The organism is Burkholderia sp. CCA53, assembly GCF_001685525.1.
GTDB lineage: Bacteria > Pseudomonadota > Gammaproteobacteria > Burkholderiales > Burkholderiaceae > Burkholderia > Burkholderia multivorans.
In genome coordinates this window covers 1,614,839-1,636,902 of the sequence record NZ_BDDJ01000002.1, presented here as the reverse complement: position 1 = coordinate 1,636,902, position 22,064 = coordinate 1,614,839, and the positions used below count along the sequence as shown (strand labels likewise).

The 22,064-nt window shown below is 67.3% G+C and carries 21 protein-coding genes; 11 read left to right on the top strand and 10 right to left on the bottom strand.

The window, feature by feature from the left end; all coding sequences use genetic code 11:
* Window positions 1-148: 148 nt before the first annotated feature.
* Window positions 149-274, bottom strand: a complete 126-nt coding sequence (locus BCR55_RS33815; RefSeq protein WP_254914523.1) for a hypothetical protein — start codon at window positions 272-274, stop codon at window positions 149-151.
* Window positions 275-300: 26 nt separating this feature from the next.
* On the opposite strand from BCR55_RS33815, the gene BCR55_RS23560 reads away from it, so the two are divergent.
* The gene (locus tag BCR55_RS23560; protein ID WP_035948274.1) at window positions 301-912 is read left to right on the top strand and encodes a hypothetical protein; all 612 of its coding nucleotides are present in this window, start codon (window positions 301-303) and stop codon (window positions 910-912) included.
* 152 nt (window positions 913-1,064) lie between these two features.
* On the top strand, window positions 1,065-2,192 hold the full coding sequence (locus tag BCR55_RS23555) for an aminotransferase class V-fold PLP-dependent enzyme (protein ID WP_053298275.1): 1,128 nt from the start codon (window positions 1,065-1,067) through the stop codon (window positions 2,190-2,192).
* Window positions 2,193-2,298: 106 nt separating this feature from the next.
* On the opposite strand, the gene BCR55_RS23550 is transcribed toward BCR55_RS23555, so the two are convergent.
* From BCR55_RS23550 to BCR55_RS23520, 7 genes are all read right to left on the bottom strand, one after another.
* Complete coding sequence (locus BCR55_RS23550) at window positions 2,299-2,583, bottom strand: PAAR domain-containing protein (RefSeq protein ID WP_035489028.1); 285 nt, start codon at window positions 2,581-2,583, stop codon at window positions 2,299-2,301.
* Complete coding sequence (locus BCR55_RS23545) at window positions 2,580-3,602, bottom strand: hypothetical protein (protein ID WP_310675631.1); 1,023 nt, start codon at window positions 3,600-3,602, stop codon at window positions 2,580-2,582. The genes BCR55_RS23550 and BCR55_RS23545 overlap by 4 nt, the downstream gene beginning before the upstream one ends.
* Window positions 3,603-4,002: 400 nt before the next feature.
* Window positions 4,003-4,515, bottom strand: coding sequence for an OmpA family protein (locus tag BCR55_RS23540; protein WP_035489071.1), 513 nt, complete (start codon window positions 4,513-4,515; stop codon window positions 4,003-4,005).
* Window positions 4,516-4,559: 44 nt separating this feature from the next.
* Window positions 4,560-5,828, bottom strand: coding sequence for a diguanylate cyclase domain-containing protein (locus BCR55_RS23535; RefSeq protein ID WP_065496124.1), 1,269 nt, complete (start codon window positions 5,826-5,828; stop codon window positions 4,560-4,562).
* A complete protein-coding gene (locus BCR55_RS23530) occupies window positions 5,825-6,535 on the bottom strand; it encodes a YfiR family protein (RefSeq protein ID WP_065496122.1) in 711 nt (236 codons plus the stop codon). The genes BCR55_RS23535 and BCR55_RS23530 overlap by 4 nt, the downstream gene beginning before the upstream one ends.
* A 294-nt stretch (window positions 6,536-6,829) precedes the next feature.
* A complete protein-coding gene (locus BCR55_RS23525) occupies window positions 6,830-9,079 on the bottom strand; it encodes a xanthine dehydrogenase family protein molybdopterin-binding subunit (RefSeq protein ID WP_065496119.1) in 2,250 nt (749 codons plus the stop codon).
* Window position 9,080: 1 nt separating this feature from the next.
* Window positions 9,081-9,575: a (2Fe-2S)-binding protein gene (locus tag BCR55_RS23520; RefSeq protein WP_065496118.1), complete on the bottom strand. Its 495-nt coding sequence runs from the start codon at window positions 9,573-9,575 to the stop codon at window positions 9,081-9,083.
* Between the two features lie 123 nt (window positions 9,576-9,698).
* Here BCR55_RS23520 and BCR55_RS23515 point away from each other — a divergent pair, with 123 nt between their 5' ends.
* A complete protein-coding gene (locus tag BCR55_RS23515; RefSeq protein ID WP_006406085.1) occupies window positions 9,699-10,592 on the top strand; it encodes a LysR substrate-binding domain-containing protein in 894 nt (297 codons plus the stop codon).
* A gap of 1 nt (window position 10,593) precedes the next feature.
* Here the strand turns inward: BCR55_RS23515 and BCR55_RS23510 are convergent, their stop codons facing one another.
* The gene (locus BCR55_RS23510; protein ID WP_006406084.1) at window positions 10,594-11,484 is read right to left on the bottom strand and encodes a LysR substrate-binding domain-containing protein; all 891 of its coding nucleotides are present in this window, start codon (window positions 11,482-11,484) and stop codon (window positions 10,594-10,596) included.
* Between the two features lie 242 nt (window positions 11,485-11,726).
* On the opposite strand from BCR55_RS23510, the gene BCR55_RS23505 reads away from it, so the two are divergent.
* From BCR55_RS23505 to BCR55_RS23470, 8 genes are all read left to right on the top strand, one after another.
* On the top strand, window positions 11,727-12,629 hold the full coding sequence (locus BCR55_RS23505; protein ID WP_006406083.1) for an amidohydrolase family protein: 903 nt from the start codon (window positions 11,727-11,729) through the stop codon (window positions 12,627-12,629).
* A gap of 34 nt (window positions 12,630-12,663) precedes the next feature.
* Window positions 12,664-13,569: an amidohydrolase family protein gene (locus tag BCR55_RS23500; RefSeq protein ID WP_006406082.1), complete on the top strand. Its 906-nt coding sequence runs from the start codon at window positions 12,664-12,666 to the stop codon at window positions 13,567-13,569.
* A 77-nt stretch (window positions 13,570-13,646) separates the two neighbouring features.
* Window positions 13,647-15,041 carry a UbiD family decarboxylase gene (locus BCR55_RS23495; RefSeq protein ID WP_065496117.1) on the top strand — a complete coding sequence of 465 codons (1,395 nt, stop codon included), beginning with the start codon at window positions 13,647-13,649 and terminating at the stop codon, window positions 15,039-15,041.
* A complete protein-coding gene (locus BCR55_RS23490) occupies window positions 15,038-15,640 on the top strand; it encodes a UbiX family flavin prenyltransferase (protein WP_006406080.1) in 603 nt (200 codons plus the stop codon). The genes BCR55_RS23495 and BCR55_RS23490 overlap by 4 nt, the downstream gene beginning before the upstream one ends.
* Window positions 15,637-16,773 (top strand): GTP-binding protein, encoded by a 1,137-nt coding sequence (locus BCR55_RS23485; RefSeq protein WP_065496116.1) that lies wholly within the window; start codon window positions 15,637-15,639, stop codon window positions 16,771-16,773. The genes BCR55_RS23490 and BCR55_RS23485 overlap by 4 nt, the downstream gene beginning before the upstream one ends.
* Window positions 16,774-16,833: 60 nt before the next feature.
* Window positions 16,834-18,207: a nucleobase:cation symporter-2 family protein gene (locus BCR55_RS23480; protein ID WP_053298270.1), complete on the top strand. Its 1,374-nt coding sequence runs from the start codon at window positions 16,834-16,836 to the stop codon at window positions 18,205-18,207.
* A gap of 88 nt (window positions 18,208-18,295) precedes the next feature.
* Complete coding sequence (locus tag BCR55_RS23475; RefSeq protein ID WP_065496114.1) at window positions 18,296-19,678, top strand: amidohydrolase family protein; 1,383 nt, start codon at window positions 18,296-18,298, stop codon at window positions 19,676-19,678.
* 288 nt (window positions 19,679-19,966) lie between these two features.
* Window positions 19,967-21,208 (top strand): FAD-binding oxidoreductase, encoded by a 1,242-nt coding sequence (locus BCR55_RS23470; protein WP_065496112.1) that lies wholly within the window; start codon window positions 19,967-19,969, stop codon window positions 21,206-21,208.
* Window positions 21,209-21,234: 26 nt separating this feature from the next.
* On the opposite strand, the gene BCR55_RS23465 is transcribed toward BCR55_RS23470, so the two are convergent.
* Window positions 21,235-21,996, bottom strand: coding sequence for a FadR/GntR family transcriptional regulator (locus tag BCR55_RS23465; protein ID WP_065496110.1), 762 nt, complete (start codon window positions 21,994-21,996; stop codon window positions 21,235-21,237).
* Window positions 21,997-22,064 lie beyond the last annotated feature (68 nt).

Here is a 22,064-nt window from a genome sequence, read left to right as displayed (position 1 = left end):
TCGCTCTGCGCCGAATCGCCGCCGGCAATCGACTGAGGATTGTCGAGCGACCGAAGCACACGTCGGAAACCGGCTTCCTTTCGTTTTCCGACGTTTTCATCGCACCAGAAAGCTTATCGTTATTTTAGTGAAATAATGCGAACCCGTTTCAGCAATCCAGCCAGCCTTCCCGCGATTCGCGTCTGTCGCGCGCCGGAGCCGCTTTGTCGTCGTTCCGCCTGCGCTTCTGCCGTGCAGCCGCCAGCCAGTGATCTGCCGTTTCTTGTTTCTTCATTGCACATCACCTGGATCCGATCGCCGATGACTCTTGCGTTCCGCCTTTCGTTGTCCGCCGCAACCGTCTGCGCACTGGCGCTTGCCGCGTCCGCAGCCGCGTCGCCCGCGAGCGATGCGCTCGCCGACCGCTCTGCCGTCACCAACGTATTCCGCGTCGAGCGCCGTGCCGCTCGCGACAGCGATGCCGCACGCGACAGCACGCGCTACGCGCGGCCGGCCGCACGCAGCCCGTTCGAGACGGAAGACACGCGGCCGCTGCAGATCGACGGCGACCGGCTGACGCCGCAACCCTCGAACGCACGACCGGCCGACTCCGCGTGGGCCGACACGCGCGTCGCGCCCGGCCGCGACACCGCGGGACGTTTGCTGCCCGAAGCCGCACGCCGCAGCGCAGACTGGGACGCGTATCTGCGCGCGAACGGTTCGCTGTCCGCCGACGGTTTGTCGCCGGCGCGGCCCTATGCGCCGATGCGGCCGTTCGATGCCGTGCGCGGCGTGCCGGGCGCGCCGAACCCGTTCGATCCGTCGATTCCGCATCCGGAGACGCGCACGTTCTATGACGACGGCGCAGGCTCGCGCTGTACAGCGACCGGCGGCGCGGGCACGTCGCGCTCGTCGTGCAGGCTCGATTGGTGAGCGTTGCGCGCATCGCATTGCGCGTGCACGGGCGGCTTTCGTTAGAATCGGTCGTCGTCGCAGCAAACCGCAGATTTGCACGAGGCGGCTGGATTCGCTCGCGAACGCCGCGCGCGCTCATGACAGACTCATTCTTTCCCCCGGAGGCGAACGTGCCAGGATTACTTCCCGATGTCGACCGCGACGGACTGCTCGAATACTCGGTCGTCTACACGGACCGCTCGATCAATCACATGTCGCAGCGCTTTCAGCACGTGATGTGCGACATCTCCGACCTGTTGAAAAAGGTCTATCACGCGAAGTCGGTCGCGATCGTCCCCGGCAGCGGCACGTTCGGCATGGAAGCCGTCGCGCGCCAGTTCGCGACGAACAGGAAGTGCCTCGTCATCCGCAACGGCTGGTTCAGCTACCGCTGGTCGCAGATCTTCGAGATGGGCAGCATTCCGTCCGAGTCGATCGTGCTGAAGGCACGCCCCGTCGAATCGGGACGACAGGCCGCGTATGCGCCTGCGCCGATCGACGAAGTCGTCGCGGCGATCCGCGAGCACAAGCCCGATCTCGTGTTCGCGCCGCATGTCGAAACCGCATCGGGGATGCTGCTGCCGGACGCTTACCTGCGCGCGGTGGCGGACGCGGTGCATGAGGTCGGCGGCATGTTCGTGCTCGACTGCATCGCGTCCGGCACGATCTGGGTCGACATGGAGGCAAGCGGCGTGGACGTGCTGGTCAGCGCGCCGCAGAAGGGATGGAGCGCATCGCCGGGCTGCGCGCTCGTGATGCTGAGCCCGCTGGCGCGCGAGCGGATCGACGGCACGACGAGCACGAGCTTCGCGTGCGATCTTCGCAAGTGGCTGCAGATCATGGAAGCGTACGAGGGCGGCGGATTCGCGTATCACGCGACGATGCCGACCGACAGCCTCGCGACGCTGCGCGACGTGATCAAGGAGACCGACGCGTACGGCTTCGACAAGGTGCGCGACGAACAGCTCGAACTCGGCACGCGCATTCGCGCGCTGCTCGCCGAAAAGGGTTTCCGGAGCGTGGCGGCGGAGGGGTTTCAGGCGCCCGGCGTGGTGGTCTGCTACACCGACGACGACGACATCCGCTCGGGCAAGAAGTTTGCCGACGTCGGCGTGCAGATCGCGGCCGGCGTGCCGCTGCAATGCGACGAGCCCGCGGACTTCAAGACGTTCCGGATCGGGCTGTTCGGCCTCGACAAGCTGCATGATGTCGATGGCGCAGTGGCGCGGTTTGCCGATGCGTTGGAGCGGGTTTTGTAGGGTGGTTTTTCGCGGTTTCGGCGCGGCAGCGGGGGTGTCGCGCCGGGAGCGGCGGGATTGTCGAGGGCTATGAGTGGCGGTGACGTGGGGGGGATCGATCGAGCTGTCATATCGTTATGGACCCCAAAGTCTGCGACGCAATCAGCTTCGGTAACGGGTCGCATCGGCACTGGCACAAATCATCCTCCAATGCGACCTGCTTACCCATCATTGTCATCAGCCTCGGCGTGCCGTCGCTGATGATGACGCCCGTCGTGCCGCAAGCCGGGCACTGGACAGCGGCACCCAGATAAGCGACCGGTTGACCCTGAAAGGAGGTGTTGGCGATACCGTCGACCACCACACCGTTGCGGTCGGTCTTATCGCCTCGGAGAATGAAGCGGCGGTTCATGCTGTGAGACCATTGGACGGTGCCGCTGCACTGCACGCTTGCTCGATATCGTCAGGCCACACCGGTTGACGGCAAGTCAATTGCGCGAACCATTGCATCAGCGAAAAGATGAAGGAAGGAAGTACGCCAATCGCAATTACGAGCCACACCATCGGATTCCGTGAATTGACCATGTCAGACCAGCCTGCAAAATTCACCTTGAGCGCATTGCGTAGGGAGGCGCCCCTAGGCAGGTACTCGGTCACGGGGGGCAACGAAGCAGGGCCCTCCTCCATAAATCGCCGGTAGAACTCGAAGTCCTGGTAAAGGATCTTCATCACTTCCCGTCCGCCCACACTGCTCTCATCGAATGCCAAAACGACTCGTGTTCCTACCGAAAACGTGTCCTTCACCAGCCCCTTGTCGTCAAGGACAAGGCAACGCACCATCCGCGGCGCAGTCCTCGCGAGGCCCTGTCTAGGTTTGCGCTCAATGTACAGGAACGCGCTATCCCATGGGACCGATATAACTCCTCCCGGCCCATTGTGCTTGAACGCGTGAATCATCCTGTTGCGTCGATCGAAGCGGACAGGTTTACTGATGTAGTTAAAACAATCGCGCGTCAATGCCCAAATGCCAAGCCCCGAGAAGCAGAGCCCGATAAACAGGAAAAAACTGAGCGCACCGTACATGAGCCCCTGTTGTCCGCGCTGCTCATAGATCGGCGGCAGATGGGTCATCAGCCAAAGAACAAATGCGACAGCCGCCAACGAGCCGATCCCTGGCAGCATAAAAGCAAGGAGCCCCCAGCCCTTCTCCGAATAGGTACCATTGCGGACCTCGAGGCAATTCTCAGTCATGGAGAAAACAGACCGGTCATCCTTCGGTGTGTCAGATGCAGGCTCTCCGATTGCAAGGCGAGAAGCGTGCTCGTCCTCACTGACCGGCCGGTTCATGCGATACCAGGAGAGCCCATCGAATGCCATCGCTTTTCTCCATCGCGAAAATATTGCTGCACGCGCTTTTTGGTCTTCGGCCATCGCGCGAAATCGTTCTTTCGCCTATTTCGATCCAAAAAAGCACCGTCCCCATCGCTCATCCAATTTCTTTCCCGTGAAACTGAATGCGCCTTTTTCGAAGGCACCAATTGTAGATCAATACTGCTCGTGAGTCCGCCGACGGAATTGGAACCTAAGACCGGCTTTCGTTTGATTGAACCGATTCGTTTTCTTTAACGTCAGCCAAACAAAAACGAAAATTGACAGCGCTGAATATCGCACCGATACAGATGTACCAGGATTCCCCTACGCGCCGATCTCGCTCGGAACAGACGTCCGGCCGACAAGCCCCCTTTCCCCCGCCGCCCGAATAGAAGCGCTAAAACAGTCAATCACGTGCGGCGCTGAAAGGAACCCTTCACCGTCGCACGCCCCGACAACCCTACCTCGGCGAAACCACAATCGCCGCCCGTCGATTCTGCGCCCTGCCCACCGGCATCCGGTTATCGCCCACCGGATCGTGCTTCCCTCTCCCCACGATCGCGATGCGTCGCGCATCGAGCCCGACGTCGACCAGTTCGATCGCGACCACCTCCGCACGCCGACGCGACAGCTCCATATCGTACGCATCGGTGCCCTCATCATCCGTATATCCGTACACCCGCACGCCATCGATCCCCGCCGAGTGCAGCGTGCGCCCGATCCGCTCGACGATCCGCCGCACGTCGGGCTTCAGGTTGTAGCGATCGAAATCGAACAGAATCGGGCCGGCCGCGCCAAATTCGAAGCCCTGCTCGGTCTCCTTGAAACCGGCCGACTTGAGCGTCGTCACCTGCGTCTCGGTCAGACCGCGATGCGGCGGCGCCGTATGACAGCCCGAGCTCAGCAGCACCCCCAGCAGCGTCGCGCCGACGACCCACATGCGCCCCCGGCGCACAGGCAACGAGTGTCCCATCATCGCCCCCTTTCCACACGAATATGCGCGCGACGCCATCGGCATCACGCCGATCCCGCCGCCCCGCCCGCCGACTGCCACGATCCCGGCCGCGTGCGCTTCGCGCGATACATCGCGGCGTCCGCCGCGCGCAGCAAACCGGTCGCATCCGACGCATGATCGGGATACAGCGCGATCCCGACGCTCATCATCGTCGCGACCATGCGCCCGTCGGACAGCTCGATCGACGGCACCATGCCGGACAGGATCGCATCCGCGATCCGGCCGACGCTGCCCGCCTCGCGCACGGCCTCGAGCATCACCGCGAATTCGTCGCCGCCGAGCCGCGCGATCAGATCGGCGTCACGCAACTGTGCGCGCAGCCGCGCCGCGATCCCGATCAGCACCGCATCGCCGGCCTCATGACCGAAGCAGTCGTTGATCTCCTTGAAGCCGTCGCAGTCGAGATAGAGAATCGCGACGCGCTGCCCGGTCGCGCCGGCCTCGCCGAGCGCACGCGCGAGCCGCGACTCGAACTGCACGCGATTCGGCAGCCCGGTGAGCGCATCGTGCATCGCCTTGTGTGCGAGCGATGCGTTCTCGTGACGCAGCGTGTCCTGCCACTGTTCAAATTCGTCGAGCAACGCATTGAAGTCCGCGCCGAGCTGATTGAGCTCGTCGATCGCGACCGGCTCGACCCGTCGCCCGAACGCACGCTCGCGTCGCACGGCATGCGCGACGTCGGCCAGCGCGCGCAGCGGCGCGACGATGTTACGCATCAGCCGCTTCGAACTGACGTAAGCGCCGAGCACGCTGACGATCAGGCAGCCCAGAATGCCGCCGACGCCACCGAGCAGGAAACCGAAGAACTGTTGTCCGCGCCCGCGCACGACGACATGTCCGACGACGATGCCGTCGTGCAGCACCGCTACGCTCGCAGGCCCCGGCAGCGCGAAGTCCGCAACCGCGCGTTCGACGCGCGCGAGCCGGCTGGGCGCACGCAACTGCCACGTTGCGAACGGGCGCCCGTCCGCATCGGTGACGATCACCTGCGCGACGTCCTCGTCCGCAGCAATCAGCGCGATCGCCTCTGCCGCCGCAACGCGGTCGCGAAACACGAGCGCCGCCTCGACCGTATACGCCAGCGAGCGCGCGAGCAGGTTCAGGTTGTTGCCGGCATACGCGCGCAATGCGATCACGGCGACGACGATCAGCGACACGGCAGCCATCGCGACGGCGACGAACGCGAGCCGCAGGTGCGCGCGTCGCAACACGCTTTGCAGCGTCGGGCGCGGCACGCGCGAAGACGAAACGGGCGGCGCGGATCGGGTCATGGCGTCACCGGCCGCCGCGCAAGATTGAGCACGTTCGGATGCACGCGCACACCGCTGCGCGCCACCGCGTCGAGATTGATGTCGAACGTGACGGGCTCGCCGTCGACGTTCAGACAAAACATGCCACCCGCGATGCACGACGGATCGTGTTCCGCGATCGTCAGCACCGGATGCCCGGCGACCGCGCGCCTGACCTGCGCGCGCTCGTCGTCGCTCAGCATGCCGAGATAGACGACGTCGCACGCGCTGCCGAGCGCGCGTTCGTCGAAGCGGATGCGCTGCACGTCGAGCGGTGTCGTGCCGGCCTGCAGCGTGTCGATCAGTCCGCCCGCATAGTCAGGCCGGCCCACGATGCAGAGACGCAGCCGGGCCGGCTGCGTCGGCCAGCGCGTGAAGCTGACGATGCCGAGCACGACGCGCCGCACGGCGGCATCGTGCGGCGTCAGGGCCGCCTCGGCCTCGGCGGCGCTCGCGGGCGGCGCGGCGGCGATGCGCGCCGCTTCGTCGGGCGCGCCCGCGTATGCGGCAAAGCCGGCGAGCGCGGCCGGCACGGCGCCGAGCGCGCACGCGACAGCGAGCAGCACATGGCGCAACGACGCGGCCCGGCCGCAGCGGCCGAACGTCGTCCGCGCGGCCGTCGCTGCCGCGCCCGCCGGCGCCGGTGCAGTCGGGCGATCTGCAGCCGGCGCGCACACTGTCGCAACCATGATCGAAACATCCGCTGGCGTCCTTCCCGGCGCAGCCGCCTGCACGTCGCCATGCGCGTGCAGCGGCACCGTATCGCGCGCACGGTTGCTTCCATCTTAGGTAGAAACGCGTGCGGCCAGCAGTGGGAAACACCCGCGAAAAATCGAAAGTGTGCGACAGCCGTCACGTGCAAGACGATGCACGCGCAATTGTTCAGCGGATTGAGCGCAGGCGTGCATCAAACTTCATACGTTCATCGGCGTCGCCCGCATGCGCGATGCGCGACGCTCGACACACGGCGATCGTTTCGCGCGCTACGAAACCGCCGACAAATCTAACGGTGTCTCGCGCAACCGTTTGCCGGCCAATCGGAACACCGCGTTCGCGATCGCGGGCGTAACGGCAGGACTCGACAGTTCGCCGACACCGCCCGGCTTCGCGCGGTCGCCCTGCACGATGTGAATGTCGGTTTCCGGCATGTCGTTCATGCGCATCACGCGATACGTGTCGAAGTTCGACTGCTGCACGCGGCCGTTGCGGATGTCGATCCGGTCGGACGTCGCGTGGCCGAGCCCCCACATCAGCCCGCCGTACAGTTGCTCCTCGACGCCGGCCGGCGACACCGCGATCCCGCAGTCGGCGACGCACGTGAGCTTGGCGACGCGCACCGCGCCGTCCGCATCGCGCGCGACACGCGCCACCACCGCGACGTAGCTGTCGTAGGCCTGATTCGTCGCGACGCCGAGCGCGACGCCGTCCGGCAGCGGCTGCCCCCAGCCGGCGCGCGCCGCGGCCTCGCTCAGCACGGCCGCGTGCCGCGGGCGGCCTTGCATGTGCGCGAGCCGGAATTCGACCGGGTCGCGCGCGGCCGCGTGCGCGGCCTCGTCCATCAGCGACTCGACCGCGAATACGTTCGGGATATAGCTGACCGCGCGATACCAGCCGGTCGGCACGCCGGTCTCCAGACGAATCCAGCCGATGTCGCGATGCGGCGCCGCATACGCGAACTCCCATTTGGTGAGCGCTTCGGTCGTGCTGAAGTCCATCCGGTCCGCGCGCTCGAGATAGCCGGGCTCCCATTGCTGCGGCGAGGCGGGCATCACGGCGCGCAGCCACAGCGACGCGAGATTGCCGCGCGCGTCGAGCACCGCGCGTGCACGATGGCAGCTTGCCGCGTGATAGAACAGCGCGCGCATCTCGTCCTCGCGGCTGTTCATCAGCTTCACCGGCTTGCCGGTCTTCACCGCGAGCCAGGTCGCCTCGAACAGCCAGTACTTCGATTCGCGCGCACCGAAGCTGCCGCCCGATACGCGTTCATGCAGCGTCACGCGGTGCGCGGGAATGCCGCCGATCACCTGAGCGGCTTCCATAGCAGTGGACGGCACTTGCAGCCCACCCCAGTATTCCATTCCGCCGTCGCGCGCCCATACGGTCACGTTGATCGGCTCGAGCGGATTCGCGGCCTTGTACGGCATCGCATAGGTCGCGTCGACGGTGCGCGCGCCCGCGAGCGATGCATTGGTGGGATCGCCGTCGCGGATCGTCGGCACGACGCGCGCGGCCGGATCGTCGACCCACGCGGCCTGCCGCGCGGCCAACGTGCTGCTGTCGAAGGTCTCGAACAGGCTGTCCTCCCATTCGATCTTCAGCGCGGCCTGCGCACGATGCGCGGACCAGTAGTCGTCGGCCAGCACCGCGACGCCGGCCTGATTGCCGCCGAGCACGTCGGGGCGCGGCGGGATCTGCAGCACGTCGCGCACGCCGGGCATCGCGAGTGCGGCCTTCGCGTCGACGCTGCGCACGCGTGCGTCGATCACCGGCGCGCGCGTGACGACGGCGACCAGCATCCCCGGCAGCGATACGTCGATGCCGTACGGAAACGATCCGTCGGCCTTTTGCGCGGCGCCGCGCTTGCGCCGCAGCTTGCCGATATAGCGGAATTGCGCGGGGTCCTTCAGCGCGACACGCTGCGGCGCCGGCAACCGTGCGGCAGCCGACGCGAGCGATCCGTACGTCGCGCGGCGTCCGCTCGCCGCATGCTGCACGGCGCCGTCGGCCGTTGTACACGTCGACGCCCGCACGTTCCATTGCCGCGCGGCCGCTTCGACGAGCATCGCGCGCGCAGTCGCACCCGCCTCGCGCAGCCGGTCGTACTCCATCGCGACGCTCGTGCTGCCGCCGGTCGAGAACACCTTCCACAACGGATGGATGTAGTCGGCAAAGAACGGATCCTCGGGCGTGATCACCTCGACCCTGAACGGATCGACGTCCAATTCCTCCGCGACGAGTGCCGCGAGTGCGGTGCGCGTGCCGGTGCCCGAATCGTGCTTGTGCACGACGAGCTTGATCGTGTCGTCAGGGAGCACGCGCACCCATGCGTTCGGCTCGAATTCGCCGGCGGCCGGATGCGGGTCGCCGCTCGCGCGTGGGCCGGCCGCCGTTGCATCGGCCAGCCGAAAACCGACGGCGACGCCGGCCGTGAGCAGCGCAGCGCTCCGCTTCAGAAAGCGGCGCCGCGGGGTGTCGTCGATGGGCGGCATCGGTGCGGTTCGATCGTGTCGCATCTCATGCCTCCTTGGCGTGGCCGGCCACCGCGTCGAGCGCGGGATCGCCCGACGCCGCTTGTTTGATCGCGCGATGAATGCGCGCATACGTGCCGCACCGGCACACATTGCCGGACATCGCAGACACGATCGCCGCGTCGTCGACGGGCCGGCCGCCATTCAGCAGCGCGGCCGCCTGCATCAGCTGGCCCGGCTGGCAATAGCCGCATTGCGCCACGTCTTCGGCGACCCATGCGAGCTGCAACGGATGCCGTCCGTCCGGCGACAATCCCTCGATCGTCGTCACGTGGCGGCCCTGCACCGCGACGGCCGGCATCACGCACGACCGCACGGCCTGCCCGTCCACATGCACCGTGCATGCGCCGCACAAGCCCTTGCCGCAGCCGAACTTCGTACCGGTGAGCTTGAGCCGGTCACGCAGCACCCAGAGCAACGGCATATCGTCCGGTACCTGGTCGAGCGAATGGCGTGTATCGTTCACGACGATGTCGATCATGCGCAGTCTCCTGAGTCGGGTCGTGGGGCCGCGCATCGCCGTGCGCGGTATCGCATTATCGAAACGCGGCACGCGGGCGCGCCATCGATCATTTCGTCGATTCCCTGTCAGTCGGACTAACAGATGCTCAAGCGATACCCTTCCATCCAGTCGATGCAGGCATTTCTGCAGGCCGCGCGGGTCGGCAGCTTCTCCAGCGCCGCACGGCAGCTCGCGCTGACGCACAGCGCGATCAGTCAGCAGATCCGCTCGCTCGAGGAATTCATCGGCCAGCCGCTGTTCGTGCGCACGGGCGGCCGCGTGAGCCTCACCGATGCTGGCACGCTGCTCGCCCACCAGTTGTCGGACGGCCTCGAGCAGATCGATCGCGCGTTATCGTCCGTGAAGGGCCGCGCGAGCGCGCCGTCGCTGCGGCTCGACGTCGATCCCGAACTGATGCAGGGCTGGCTGCCGGCGCGCATGCCGGCACTGATGCGCGCGCTCGGCGGCACGACGCTGACGGTGCTGTCGGCGCCGCGCCACGATCGCGATGCGTTCGATCGCGTCGATGTCGCACTGCGCTACGGCTACGGCGAATGGGAAGGCGTCGACAGCGCGCTGGTCTGCCCGGACCGGCTGACCGCGATGGCCTCGCCGGCGCTGCTCGAACGCTACGGGTTGCGCGCGCCGCTCGCGCCGGCCAGCGTGCTGACGCTGCCGCTGCTCGGCTATACGAAACGCTCGTGGATTCCGTGGCTCGAAGCAGCCGGGCTCGCGCCGGTCGAACCCGACACGATCGCCGTGTTCGACAACGCGGCCGGGCTCGTCGCCGCGCTCGCCTCAGGGCTCGGCGCAGGCCTCGCACGCGGGCTGCTCGCCGCCGACGCTCGCCGCGACGGCCGCCTCGTCGAGCTGTGCACGATCGCGATTCCGACGCACTACAACCTCCATGCGATCTGGCCGCGCGAGCGGCACGCGCGCGTGAAGCCGCTGCTCGACGCGATCGGCGCGCTGGTCGCGCAAACGCTCGCGCGTTGAGTCACGCGCGGTATTCGGCCGCGACTTCGCGCACCGTATCGAGAAACGCGCCGAGCACGGCGGACGTGTCGTCCGCGCGGTAGCGCGCCTGCAGCGACACTTCGAGCTCGGGCGCGAGCAGCGGCACGAACGACACGCCGCCCGTCGAGATCTGTCGCGCCGACGCGGGCAGCAATGCGACGCCGAGCCCCTCGCGCACGAGCGACAGCAGCGTGTGCACCTCGACGACCTCATGCTCGATCCGCGGCGTGAAGCGCGCGTCCACACAACACTGTTGCAGGAAGCGCGCGAGCTGCGAATGGCGCAGCCCGAACGACACGAAGCGCTCGTTCGCAAGCTCGCCGAGCGCGATCGCTTCGCGCGACGCGAGCCGATGATCGAGCGGCAGCGCGGCCACCGCCGTTTCGCGCACGACGACCTCGCTGCGGATCGCCGGATCGTCCTGGAACAGCCGAAAAAAACAGACGTCGAGCCGCTTCTCCTTGAGCGCATCGATCTGCGCGGCCGGCGTCATCTCGTGCAGCGACCACTGCACGTGCGGATGCCGCTCGGCGAACACGCGCAGCGCGCGCGGAATCGGCGCGACCATCGCGGAGCTGATGATGCCGACCGCGACGCGGCCTTTTTCGCCGCGCCCTGCGCAGCGCGTCAGGTCGATCGCGCGATCGAACTGCGCGACGATCAGCGGCACCTGCTCCTTCAGTGTTTTCCCTGCCTCGGTCAGCTCGACGCGATGCTGCGAGCGCACGAACAACGCGGTGCCGAGCTGTTCCTCGAGCAGCCGGATCTGCTGGCTCAGCGGCGGCTGCGAGATATGGAGCCGCGCGGCAGCGCGCCCGAAATGCAGCTCGTCCGCAAGCACCGCAAAGTAACGCAACACACGCATGTCCATATCGGAAACGTATCAAGAGCGTCAGTAAAAAATATTGTACAGAGCGCATTTGGCTTGTGACACTCGGTCCCAAGCAGCAGTGCACGTCGCAGTGTGTCACTCGATGCCGGCGAGGGGAAGGCGCCAAAAAAGGACGCCTTGAAAAGGGCCGCGTGAATCCGACCGGAACGGTCGCTTCATCGACGTGCCTGCCCGCGACCCGGCAACCGGCCCTTCCGGTTCCTCTCAAGGAGATCGAGTAGATGATCATCGACACAAGCTGTTATCCGACGAACCTCGTCGACCTCGCCTGGCGCCACGACGGCGAGCCGTTCACCGGCGAGCGCCTGATCGACACGATGAACGGCCCGTTCCTCATCAACGGCAAGCCGCGCCGCATCGACAAGGCGTTCATCCAGCCGCCGCAGGGCAACACGATCTACACGTACACCGACGGCGAAAAGTCCGGCACCGAATCGATCGACGCGTACATGGCCTACACCGTCGAGATGGTGCGCAAGTATCCGGACCGCTTCATCGGCTGCTTCGTCTACAACCCGCGGTGCGGCGTCGAGAACGGCGTAAACGCGATCGACCACTACGTGCGCAAGCTCGGCTTCAAGATGGTCCAGTTCCAGGCGAACATGCACGCGTACCGGCCCGACCGCGCGCTCGACTGGCTGCGGCCCGCGCTCAGGAAATGCGCGGAGCTCGGCGTGCTCGTGAAGCTGCATACGGGCGACGGCCCGTACAGCATCCCGACCGAATGGGTGCCGATGATCAAGGAATTCCCGACCGTCAATTTCATCATGGCGCACTTCGGCGTGCAGACGGGCGGCGTCTACTGCTTCGAGCCGTTCCAGCTCGCGATGGATTTGCCGAACGTGTACTGCGAATCCGGCTGGTGCCTGCAGTCGCGCATCGTCGAATTCGCGAAGGTGCTGCCGACGCACAAGATCCTGTTCGGCTCCGACACGCCGCCGAACGAACCGGGCATGTGGCTGCGCCTGCTCGAAGTGCTGTGCTTCGATCCGCCGCAAGGCATGAATCTCGACGAGGACACGCTCGAGGACTACCTCGGCAACAACACCGCGCGGATGATCGGCCTCGAACCGACGCCCGCGCCGCGCACCGTCGACGAAGCGAAAGCGCTGCTGGCCGCCTGACGCCGCATTCCCTGTCCCGATTCCGGAGCATTGCATGATCATCGATACGCACCTGCACCCGACCAACCTCGTCGACGAAGCGTGGCGCCACACCGGCGAGCCGTTTACCGGCGAACGCCTGCTGAAGATGATGGACGGCCCGTACATCATCAACGGCAAGCCGCGCCGCATCGACATGGGCTTCATCCAGCCGCCGCCCGGCAACACCGGCTATCGCGACGGCAACCGCCGCGGCCGCGAAGGCATTCGCGACTACATGGCCTATATCGCCGAACTGACGCAGAAGTACCCGGACCGCTTCATCGGCAACTTTACGTACAACCCGCGCTGGGGCCCGGAGAACGGTGCGGCGGAACTCGAGTTTCACATCAGGGAGTACGGCTTCAAGATGGTGAAGCTGCACGCGAACATGCACGGCTATCGGCCCGATCGCGCACTCGACTGGCTGCGGCCCGCGATGAAGGTCTGCGCGAAGTACAACACCGTCGTGCTGATTCACACCGGCGACGGCCCGTACACGATCCCGACGCAGTTCTACCCGATCATCCGCGAATTCCCGATGGTGAACTTCATCATCGGTCACTTCGGAATCCAGACGGGCGGCAACTATTCGTTCGAGGCGTTCTGGATGGCGATGGACACGCCGAACGTCTATTGCGAATCGGGCTGGTGCTACCAGTCGCGGATCGTCGAATTCGCGCGCCAGCTGCCGCGCCACAAGATCGTGTTCGGCACCGATTCGCCGCCGAACGAGCCGGGCATGTGGCTGCGCGAGCTCGAGATGCTGTGCGGGCCGGCCCCGCAAGGCATGGATCTCGACGAAGACGGACTCGAAGACTACATGGGCAACAACATCGCACGGCTCGTCGGTATCGAGCCGACGAAACCGCCGAAGGACCTCGCCGAAGCCGAGAAGCGCCTGAAGGCGACGTACGTGTAAGCGCGCGCGGCCGGACCGCGTCGCGCATATGCGCGTGCGGTCCGGCCATTTCTGTTCCGTATCCGACGGAGTGCATCATGGCGTCGAGCCTTTTCGCCGAGCAGCAGGACTTTCATCACTTCGCCAACGCGTATCGCGCGCATTACCCCGACGACGTGCTCGCGATCGCGCAGCCGCTGTCGGCGGACCAGGACGTGACGGCCCTCGTCGCGTCGCTCGCGGCGCGCGGGCGGCACGACATGCTCGTCTGCGAGCGCGTCGACGGTCTCGCGGTGCCGGTCGTCACGAACGTGTTCGCGTCGCGCACGCGCATCGCGCGGCTGTTCGGCGTCGACGCGCAGGGCCTGTTCGACGCATGGCAGCGGCACGCAAGCGAGCCGATCGCGCCGGTCGTCGTATCGCACGGGCCCGTGCTCGATCACGTGGTCGAAGGCGACGCGGTCGATCTCGCGCAGTTGCCGATGATCCGCCACTTCGAAACCGATCGCGGGCCGTACGTGACGAACGCGGTGATCGTCGCGGAAGATCCCGAAACCGGCATCGCGAACCTCAGCTATCACCGTTCGATGCGCGCTGCGCGCGACGCGCTCGCGACGAGCCTGCATTCGCGCGGCCATCTGTGGCGGATGCTGCACGCGGCGAAGTCGCGCGGCGATACGCTGAAGGTCGCGATGGTGATCGGCGCGCATCCGCTGTTCATGCTGGCCGCCGCCGCGCGCGTGCCGTTCGGCGTCGACGAGCGCGCGATCGCGGGCGGGCTGTTCGGCGCGCCGCTGCAGCTCGTGCGCACGCCGCGTTACGGCATCGGTGTGCCGGCCGCGGCGGAGTTCGTGCTCGAAGGCACGATCGATCCCGACGCACACGCGCAGGAAGGGCCGTTCGGCGAATTCACCGGCTATTCGTCGGACCGATCGACGAACAACGTGCTGCGCGTCGACACGATGATGCGGCGCCGCGATGCGTGGCTCGTCGACGTGGTCGGCGGCCCCTATGCGGAGCACCTGACGCTCGCGCGGCTGCCGCGCGAAGCCGAGATGAGCGAGAAGCTGAAGGCGCGCTTTCCGGCCGTCACCGCGATCCACTATCCGAATTCGGGCACGCACTTTCACTGCTACGTCGCGCTGAAGCAGACGCGCGACGGCGAAGCGCGGCAGATCATGCTCGCGCTGCTCGGTTGGGATCCGTATCTGAAGAACGTCGTCGCGGTCGACAGCGACGTCGACATCACCGACGACGCGCAGGTGCTGTGGGCCATCGCCACGCACTTCCAGCCGCATCGCGACCTGTTCGTCGTCGACGGTCTGCCGGGCAGCCCGCTCGATCCGTCGTCGTCGGCCGACGGCACGACGTCGCGAATGGGCCTCGACGCGACGCGCGGTGCGCGCTTCGACGGTGTGCGCGCACGCGTCGGCGACGCCGCCATGAAGCGCGTGGCGCAGCTGGTCGCGCAACTCGACGGAGCCGCGCGATGAGCGCGCGCCGCCTCGTGGTCGGCATCAGCGGCGCGTCGGGCTTCGTGTACGGAATGCGGCTGCTCGCGCTGCTGCGCGCGCTCGACATCGAAACGCACGTGGTCGTATCGCGCGCGGCCGCGCTGACGATGGCGCACGAGACCGACTGCAAGCTCGCGGACGTCGCCGCGCTGGCCGGCGTGCTGTACCGCAGCGACGACATCGCGGCGCCGATCGCGAGCGGCTCGTTCCGCACGCTGGGCATGATCGTCGCGCCGTGCTCGATGAAGACGCTCGCGGAGATCGCGTGCGGTTTGACGTCCGGCTTGATCTCGCGCGCGGCCGACGTCGCGCTGAAGGAGCGCCGCCGGCTCGTGCTGCTCGCGCGCGAGACGCCGTACACGCTCACGCACCTGCGCAACATGGCGGCCGTCACCGAAATGGGCGCGATCGTCGCACCGCCCGTGCCCGCGTTCTACGCGCGCCCGGCATCGCTCGACCAGATGATCGATCACACGCTCGGCCGCGTGCTCGATCTGTTCGACATCGATTCCCGTACCGTCCATCGCTGGAAGGACAACGATTCGCAGCCCCACCGACTCAACGGAGACGCATCATGACGCATATCCACACCACGCACAGCGACGTCGAGAAGATCCCGGTCACCGTGCTCACCGGCTTTCTCGGCGCGGGCAAGACCACGCTGCTCAACTACATCCTGCGCGAAAAGCACGGCCGCAAGATCGCGGTGATCGAGAACGAGTTCGGCGAGATCGGCATCGACGGCGGCCTCGTGTTGGAATCGACCGAGGAAATCTACGAGATGACGAACGGCTGCGTGTGCTGCGTCGGCGCCGTGCGCGAGGATCTGGTGCGCATCGTGCGGATGCTCGTCGCGCGGCCCGACCGGCTCGATCACATCATCGTCGAGACGAGCGGCCTCGCCGATCCATATCCGGTCGCGCAGACGTTCTTTCTCGACGATCCGATCGCGAAGGAGGTCGCGCTCGATGCGGTCGTCACGATGGTCGATGCGAAACACATTCGCGCGCATCTCGACGATCTCGTGCTCGACGGCCGCGACAACCAGGCGGTCGACCAGATCGTCTGCGCGGATCGCATCGTGATCAACAAGGTCGATCTCGTCGACGCGGCCGACGTCGAATCGCTGAGCGCGCGGCTGCGCGAACTGAACGCGACGGCCGAGATCGTCACGTCGAGCTACGCGCAGGTCGATCTCGATCGCATTCTCGGCGTCGGCGCGAACGAATTCGCGCAGATTCTCGTCGAGAGCGACGGGCTGCACGCCGACACGGACGCGCATGCCGACGGACATGCCGAGGAACACGCGGCGCACGACGCGCACGACGGCCACGATACGCACGCGCATCGCGACCACCCCGGCCACGACCGCCACGACGATCACGACGACCACGAACACGACGCGAGCGTGTCGTCGGTCGGGATCGAAGTCGACGCCGACGTCGATCTCGACGCGCTCGAAGCGTGGCTCGCGGAGCTGCGCGACGCCGACACCGCGAACCTGTTCCGGATGAAAGGGATTCTCGCGGTGCACGGCCGCGCGCAGCGCTACGTGCTGCAGGGCGTACACGGCGTGATCGAGCTGCGCGCCGCGCAGGCGTGGGGCACCGAGCCGCGTGCGTCGCGCATCGTCTTCATCGGCCGCGATCTCGATCGCGCCGCGCTGACCGACCGTTTCCATGCCTGTCTCGCCGCGCCGGTCGCGGCCTGACGGGGCGCCGGGCGCGCGCATGCCGCGCGCGCCGGATCACGAACATCAGGAGACACGCCCATGCACTCTGCCTCACATCCCGTCGACCGCATACTGCCGCGCCGTCAGATGCTGACGCTCGGCCTGCAGCACATGCTCGTCGCGTATATCGGCGCGATCGCCGTGCCGCTGATCGTCGCATCCGCACTGAAGATGTCGCCCGCCGATACGACCGTGCTGATCAGCACCGCGCTGTTCTGCTCGGGGATCTCGACGATCCTGCAGACGGTCGGCATCTGGAAGCTCGGCGTGCGCCTGCCGATCCTGCAGGGCGTCGCATTCAGCAGCGTCGGCCCCGTGATCGCGATCGGCCTCACGCCGGGCGTCGGCTTCGCGGGCGTGTGCGGCGCAGTGATCGGCGCCGGCATCGTCACGACGCTCGCCGCGCCGCTGATCGGCCGGCTGCGGCGGCTGTTCCCGCCGGTCGTCACCGGCTGCATCGTGACCGTGATCGGCCTGCAACTGTTTCCGGTCGCCTATCAGTGGGCGGGCGGCGGCGACGCGGCGAAGCTGCAGTTCGGCGAGCTGTCGTTTCTCGCGGTCGCGCTCGTCGTCGCGGTCTCGATCCTCGCGATCAACCGCTTTGCGAACGCGTTCCTGCGCAACCTGTCGGTGCTGATCGGGCTCGTCGCCGGCAGCCTGCTCGCCTATGCGCTCGGGATGGGCAATTTCACGAACGTCGCCGCGGCGCCGTGGTTTACCGTGCCGATTCCGTTCCACTTCGGCGCGCCGGTGTTCGCCATCGTGCCGGTGCTCACGATGGTCGTCGTGATGATCGTGCAGATGGTCGAGTCGATGGGGCTGTTCGTCGCAATCGGCGACATCGTCGAGAAGCACGTCAGCGAGGACGACGTCGTGCGCGGCTTGCGCGCAAACGGCGTGGCAAGCGCGATCGCCGGCACCTTCGCCGCGTTTCCGTTCATCGCGTTCATGGAGAACGTCGGCCTCGTGATCCTGACCGGCGTGCGCAGTCGCTGGATCGTCGCGGTCAGCGGCGTGCTGATGTGTGTGGTCGCGCTGGTGCCGAAAATCGGCGCGGTCGTCGCCTCGACACCGTCCGCCGCGCTCGGCGGCGCCGGCATCGCGATGTTCGGCGTGGTCGTCGCGGCCGGCGTGCAAACGCTTGCGAAGGTCGACTTCGAAAACAACCGCTACAACGTGCTGATCGTCGGCTTCACGATCGCGACCGCGCTGATCCCCGTGATGGCGCCGAAAGTGTTCGCGCACATGCCGGACTGGACGCAGCCGTTCCTGCACAGCGGCGTCGTCATCGCGTGCATCGTGTCGGTCGTGCTGAACGCGCTGCTGAACGGCGTGCAGGCGGCCGACCCCGCACCGGCGCACGTCGCCGCCGACGCGGCGCACGGCGGCCCGTTGGCGCGCGAATGCGACTGACCATGCGACTGAATTGCAGCGCGCGGCGCGCGGGCGCGGGCTCGCGGGCGGCGTGCGACTGCCCCTATCTTTACGAGGAAACCGAATCGTGAGTCTTCCGTCTGCTTCCCTGCTGATTCGCCGCCCGCTCGCGATCATGAGCGGCCGCACGGGCGCCGCCGCGCGGCTCGCCCGCGCCGACCTGCGCGTCCGCGACGGCCGGATCGAAGCGATCGCGCCCGATCTCGCGCCGCAGCCCGGCGAGCGTGTGATCGACGCGCGCGACTGCGTCGTCTATCCGGGCTGGGTCAACACGCATCACCATCTGTTCCAGAACCTGCTGAAAGCGGTGCCGGCCGGCATCAACGCCGATCTGCAGGCATGGCTCGCGGCGGTGCCCTATCCGCGCGTCGCGCGCTTCACGCCGACGCTCGCGCGCATCGCCGCCCGGCTCGGCTTCGCCGAGCTGCTGCTGTCGGGCGTCACGACCTGCGCCGATCATCACTACCTGTATCACGCGGGCGGCACCACCGAGACCGGCGACCTGCTGTTCGACGAAGCGGCCGGCTTCGGCATGCGCTTCGTGCTGTGCCGCGGCGGTGCGCTGCAGGCGGCGGGCGATCATCCGGGATTTGCGGGCACCGCACTGCAGCCCGAGACGCTCGACCAGATGCTCGCGGACATCGAGCGGCTGAAGGCGCGCTATCACGATGCGGGCGATGCATCGATGCGCCGCGTCGTCGTCGCGCCGACGACGCCGACCTTCTCGCTGCCGCCCGACCTGCTGCCGGAAGTCGCGCGTGCGGCGCGCGGAATGGGACTGCGGTTGCACTCGCATCTGTCCGAGACGACGGGCTACGTCGATTTCTGCCGCGAGCGCTACGGGCAGCTGCCCGTCGAGTTCGTCGCCGAGCGCGAATGGCTCGGCCCCGACGTCTGGTTCGCGCATCTGGTCCATCTCGAGCCGACCGAGATCGCACTGCTCGCGGATACGGGCACCGGCTGCGCGCACTGCCCCGTCAGCAATGCGCGGCTCGGTAGCGGCATCGCGCCCGCGCCGCGGATGGCGGCCGCCGGCGTGCCGATGTCGCTCGGCGTCGACGGCGTCGCGTCGAACGAATCGGGCAGCATGACGCACGAAGCGAACTTCGCGTGGCTCGTGCATCGTGCGGCACACGGCGCGTCGGCGACGACCGTCGAACAGGTATTGCACTGGGGCACGCGGGGCGGCGCACGCGTGCTCGGGCTCGACGCGGTCGGCACGCTTGACGTCGGACAGGCCGCGGATCTCGTGCTGTACGACGTCAGCGGGCCGCGCTTCGCCGGCTTTCACGACCCGGCTGTCGCGCCCGTCACGGCCGGCGAGCCGGCGCCGGTCAAATACAGCATCGTGAACGGGCGCGTCGTCGTCGACGACGGCGAGATTCCCGGCCTCGATCTGCACGCGCTGCGCCGCGATGCGATCGATGCGGTGCGGCAACTGATCGATTGACCGTCGATCGCCGGTACGCGCAGTTCGGGATCGTCCGCGTCGCGTAACGGCAACTCGGGCTGCGCGAGAACGCGCCATGCGCGGCGATGCGCGACCGACGTGTCGCCTACGCCGTCCATCACACCCTTCGCCCGCCCCGCTTCGCAAACGACCTGCCCACCCGCGCCTCTTGGTGCCGCACCCGCTCGCGAGTATGCTTGCAGTTCAAACGAATTCCGGCACAGGGCCACGCAACGGCGCTCACGTGCTGGCCGGCCAACCGCCTCTTCCGTCTATTACCACGCGTTCATGGATTTCGACGTCATCGTTCTCGGCGCGGGCATCGTCGGCGTGTCCGTCGCGCTGCATCTGCAGGACCGTGGCCGCAAGGTCGCATTGGTCGATCGTTCGGCCCCCGGCGAAGGGACGAGCTTCGGCAACGCGGGCCTGATCGAGCGCTCGTCGGTCGAACCGTATCCGTTCCCGCGCAGCCCGTTCACGCTGATGCGCTATGCGCTGAACCGATCGACCGACCTGTACTGGCACAGTGCATCGCTGCCCGCCTTCGCGCCGTGGCTCGCGCGCTTCTGGTGGGAGTCGGCGCCGCAGCGTCACGCAGCTGCCGCACGCGACATGCTGCCGCTGATCGAGCGCTGCATCGTCGAACACGACGCGCTGATCGCCCGCTCCGGCGCGGGCGAGCTCGTGCGCGCGAGCGGCTGGATGGAAGCGTTCCGCACGCCGGCCGCATTCGAGCGCGGCGCGGCCGAGGCGCAGCTCACCGCGCGCCGCCACGGGCTCGGCGTCACGCCGCTCGACGCGGCGGCACTGCTCGCGCAGGAGCCGAGCCTCGCGCCGGGCTTCTGCGGTGCGCTGCACTGGCGCGACCCGAAAAGCGTCGTCGATCCGTCCGCCCTGGTCAAAGCGTATGCGCGACTGTTCGAGCAAGGCGGCGGCACGCTACTGTCGGGCGACGCCGCAAGCCTCTCCGCACGCTCGCCGGGCTGGGCGGTCGCGACGGAACACGGCACGGTCGCCGCGCCGGCCGTCGTCGTCGCGCTCGGCCCGTGGTCCGACACGGTGTTCGCGAAGTTTGGCTACCGCATTCCGCTGCGCGAGAAGCGCGGCTATCACATGCACTACGCGCCGTCCGCGCGCGGCGTGCCGTCGGCGCCGATCGTCGATCGCGAATACGGTTACGTGATCGCGCCGATGCGGCGCGGGCTGCGGCTGACGACCGGCGTCGAGATCGCCCGCCGCCGCGTGCCGCCGACCGGCGTGCAGCTCGAACGCGCGGAGCGCATCGCGCGGCCGGTGTTCGGCTTCGGCGAACGGCTCGATCCGCAGCCGTGGCTCGGCTTCCGGCCCTGCACGCCCGACATGCGGCCCGTGATCGGCCCGGCGCCCGCGCATCGCGGCATGTGGTTCGCATTCGGCCACAACCACCACGGGCTGACGCTCGGCCCCGTCACGGGCCGGCTGCTCGCGGAAATGATGACGGGCGACACGCCGTTCACCGATCCGGCGCCGTATCGCGCCGATCGCTTCTGACGCGGCGCACGCACGCGCACCGCGCGTCAGTCGAGCGCGCGCCCGAAGATCCGGATCACCTCGTTCAGATGCTCGGCCATCGCGCGGCGCGCGGCCTCGGGGTCGCGCGCGCGGATCGCGTCGAGGATCGCGCGATGTTCGAGTTCCGACCGATGCGGCATGTCGTGCGGCATGTACAGCGACTGCAATCGCTGAAACATCGGATCGTATTTATGCGCGAGCAGCTGCTTGACCATCAGCGCGTAGGCTGCGTTGTCGCTCGCCTCGGCGATGCGGATATGAAACAGCCGGTCGCCCGGATGCGTGACCGAGCCGCTGCGATTGTCCGCCTGATTGCGCTCGAACGCGGCGCCGATCGCCTCGATCTGCGCGTCCGAGGCATGCTTCGCGGCGAGCGACGCGGCTTCGGGCTCGATCAGGCGGCGTGCCTGCAGCAGCGCGAACGGCGGGATTTCGGTATCGAGATCGAGCGCGATCCCCAGTTCGGGATCGATCTCGACGACCGCAAGCGGCGCGGTCTTCGCGGCGGCGGCAGGCGGCGGTGCCGTCGCGGCCTCCGGATGGCGCACCTTCACGCCGTCGCCGACGCGCACGCTGACGCGCCCACCCACTTCGAGCGCGATCAGCGCCTCGCGCACCGACGTGCGCGACACGCCGAACTGCTCGGCCAGCTCGCGCTCCGGCGGCAGATAGCTGCCCGGCGGAAAATCGCCGGACTCGATCATCGCGGTGAGCCGGTCGGCGATCTGCTGGTAAAGGCGGCGGTTCTGAATCGGCTGGATGGACATACGTCGATGCGGAAAATCGGTTGCGTGACGAACGGGCCGGCGAAGCGGGCGAATCGTGCGCGCGTATT

What these genes read in the sequence shown, in the direction of transcription:
- BCR55_RS23495 (WP_065496117.1), top strand. Translation starts at nt 13,647, where the DNA reads ATGGCGTCGAGCCTTTTCGCCGAGCAGCAGGACTTTCATCACTTCGCC.
- BCR55_RS33815 (WP_254914523.1), bottom strand. Translation starts at nt 274, where the DNA reads ATGAAGAAACAAGAAACGGCAGATCACTGGCTGGCGGCTGCACGGCAG.
- BCR55_RS23545 (WP_310675631.1), bottom strand. Translation starts at nt 3,602, where the DNA reads ATGGCCGAAGACCAAAAAGCGCGTGCAGCAATATTTTCGCGATGGAGA.
- BCR55_RS23540 (WP_035489071.1), bottom strand. Translation starts at nt 4,515, where the DNA reads ATGGGACACTCGTTGCCTGTGCGCCGGGGGCGCATGTGGGTCGTCGGC.
- BCR55_RS23520 (WP_065496118.1), bottom strand. Translation starts at nt 9,575, where the DNA reads ATGATCGACATCGTCGTGAACGATACACGCCATTCGCTCGACCAGGTA.
- BCR55_RS23485 (WP_065496116.1), top strand. Translation starts at nt 15,637, where the DNA reads ATGACGCATATCCACACCACGCACAGCGACGTCGAGAAGATCCCGGTC.
- BCR55_RS23470 (WP_065496112.1), top strand. Translation starts at nt 19,967, where the DNA reads ATGGATTTCGACGTCATCGTTCTCGGCGCGGGCATCGTCGGCGTGTCC.
- BCR55_RS23550 (WP_035489028.1), bottom strand. Translation starts at nt 2,583, where the DNA reads ATGAACCGCCGCTTCATTCTCCGAGGCGATAAGACCGACCGCAACGGT.
- BCR55_RS23560 (WP_035948274.1), top strand. Translation starts at nt 301, where the DNA reads ATGACTCTTGCGTTCCGCCTTTCGTTGTCCGCCGCAACCGTCTGCGCA.
- BCR55_RS23490 (WP_006406080.1), top strand. Translation starts at nt 15,038, where the DNA reads ATGAGCGCGCGCCGCCTCGTGGTCGGCATCAGCGGCGCGTCGGGCTTC.
- BCR55_RS23465 (WP_065496110.1), bottom strand. Translation starts at nt 21,996, where the DNA reads ATGTCCATCCAGCCGATTCAGAACCGCCGCCTTTACCAGCAGATCGCC.
- BCR55_RS23510 (WP_006406084.1), bottom strand. Translation starts at nt 11,484, where the DNA reads ATGGACATGCGTGTGTTGCGTTACTTTGCGGTGCTTGCGGACGAGCTG.
- BCR55_RS23525 (WP_065496119.1), bottom strand. Translation starts at nt 9,079, where the DNA reads ATGCGACACGATCGAACCGCACCGATGCCGCCCATCGACGACACCCCG.
- BCR55_RS23480 (WP_053298270.1), top strand. Translation starts at nt 16,834, where the DNA reads ATGCACTCTGCCTCACATCCCGTCGACCGCATACTGCCGCGCCGTCAG.
- BCR55_RS23505 (WP_006406083.1), top strand. Translation starts at nt 11,727, where the DNA reads ATGATCATCGACACAAGCTGTTATCCGACGAACCTCGTCGACCTCGCC.
- BCR55_RS23535 (WP_065496124.1), bottom strand. Translation starts at nt 5,828, where the DNA reads ATGACCCGATCCGCGCCGCCCGTTTCGTCTTCGCGCGTGCCGCGCCCG.
- BCR55_RS23530 (WP_065496122.1), bottom strand. Translation starts at nt 6,535, where the DNA reads ATGGTTGCGACAGTGTGCGCGCCGGCTGCAGATCGCCCGACTGCACCG.
- BCR55_RS23500 (WP_006406082.1), top strand. Translation starts at nt 12,664, where the DNA reads ATGATCATCGATACGCACCTGCACCCGACCAACCTCGTCGACGAAGCG.
- BCR55_RS23515 (WP_006406085.1), top strand. Translation starts at nt 9,699, where the DNA reads ATGCTCAAGCGATACCCTTCCATCCAGTCGATGCAGGCATTTCTGCAG.